General features: G+C 71.1%; 2 protein-coding genes. One reads left to right on the top strand and one right to left on the bottom strand.

Going from position 1 to position 1652, the window contains the following annotated elements; genetic code table 11:
* Window positions 1-243 precede the first annotated feature (243 nt).
* Window positions 244-438: a DUF1049 domain-containing protein gene (locus tag GTW43_RS23405; protein ID WP_343246098.1), complete on the top strand. Its 195-nt coding sequence runs from the start codon at window positions 244-246 to the stop codon at window positions 436-438.
* A 53-nt stretch (window positions 439-491) separates the two neighbouring features.
* Here the strand turns inward: GTW43_RS23405 and GTW43_RS23400 are convergent, their stop codons facing one another.
* Window positions 492-1481: a hypothetical protein gene (locus GTW43_RS23400; RefSeq protein ID WP_161304002.1), complete on the bottom strand. Its 990-nt coding sequence runs from the start codon at window positions 1479-1481 to the stop codon at window positions 492-494.
* Between the last annotated feature and the right edge of the window lie 171 nt (window positions 1482-1652).

Here is a 1652-nt window from a genome sequence, read left to right as displayed (position 1 = left end):
TTCGCAGGCGGGCCGCCGTCACTGACCCCTTCCCCGGCTGTGCCGCCCGTGCCGTGCAGGCCGGGCGGCACAGCCGTGCCGTGACGCGGCCGCCCCGCGACGCGTCCCGGACACGCGGATGAGCCGGTGACACGGGCACGAGCTCCGGTCGACCGCAGCCGACCGCTCGCAGATAATGCCTTTATGTCCCCAAAAACAGATAAGCCGCACAAACCGTCGAAGCTGACGGTCAAGGGACGTGAGGTGCGCCTGCGCACCCTGGGATTCGTCGTGATCGGGGCCCTGGCCATCTGGTTCATCGCCGCCAACACGAAATCGGTCGCCGTGCGGCTCTGGGTGCCCGAGGTCACGCTTCCCCTGTGGACGGTGCTGGCCTTCACCCTGCTCGCCGGGATCGCGCTGGGCCTGCTCATCGCCCGCCGCCGCGCCCGGAACTGACCGCACGCCGATCGCCCCGGCGGTGGAGCACCGCCGGGGCGAGGGCGATCCGGTCACGCCATGACGGGCCGGGGCTCCTGTCGGCGTCGGAGGTGCCCGGCGAGGGCCCTGAGAGCGAGCAGTTCCAGGCACAGAGTGCCCAGTCCGATGAACACGCTCGCGAGCGAGGCCGGCATCATGAAGGCGGTGTGGGAGACGAGGATCCCGCCGATCAGCCAGAGCCGGTGCGTGTCGGTCCAGTTGACGGCCGCCCCCCACCGCACCGCGAGCCAGGCGAAGGGGATCGCGGTCATCGCCGCGACGACCAGCATGAACGGCTTCGACATCGTGTCCTCGAGGAGCAGGTCGTCCCCGAGGCCGAGCGGAAGCAGCGTGGTCAGGAACGCCATCGTCAGGTACAGCGACACGAAGCCGACCACGCCGGGGCGCGGCGCCTTCCGCTCGCGCCGCGGCCGCCCCTCCGCCCGGCGGCGCGGCAGCACCCGCAGGGCGAGCCACGCCAGCAGGCCGATCGCCATGAGGAACGCGACGGTCCAGCCGATCGGTGTGCGGTAACCGGGGTCCTCGGTGGCCGAGACGAAGACGCGCAGACCGAGCACGCCGGCGACGGCCAGCACCGCGGTGACGCCGAGACCGCCCGTGCGCAGATAGGCCCTGCGTCGCAGGTGGGGGAAGAGCAGGTCGGCGATCATGACGGGGAGGAGCACGCTCAGGACCACGTGCACACCGATCTGGGACTCCCAGTACGTCCAGTTGACGCCGAGGGAGCGCACTCCCCAGTCGGCGGCGTCGTACATGTCCGGGCTGGTCAGGGCCTGCAGGCCGAGTCCGTCCTCGGCCAGCTGGTAGGCGAGGCCGAGGGCGACCAGACTCGGCCAGCCGCCGCCGCAGCGGACGACCGCCTCACGGACGAGCAGGACTCCGCATCCGTACATGACCAGGAGGAGCGGCAGGAGCACCCAGGTGCTCGGGACGGCGACCGCGGTGAAGGTCAGTTCTGCGCACAGGGTCGTCAGGAGGGCCAGGGTCCATGCCGCGCGCACGCGGCCGGTCCTGGACCGTGGTGGGCTCGGGTGGACGTGCCGGGCTGTGGGGGGACTGAAGGTCATCGTTCAGGCTTTCCGTGCGGTGTCGGACGGTCTGGGCCGGACGGTCTGTCAGACGTGGGCGTCGGCACGAGCGTCGATCAGGCCCTGGACCTCGATCTTCTTCAA

It is taken from the genome of Streptomyces sp. SID5785, assembly GCF_009870065.1.
In the GTDB taxonomy this organism is placed as follows: domain Bacteria; phylum Actinomycetota; class Actinomycetes; order Streptomycetales; family Streptomycetaceae; genus Streptomyces.
This window is presented reverse-complemented; position numbering and strand designations above follow the sequence as displayed.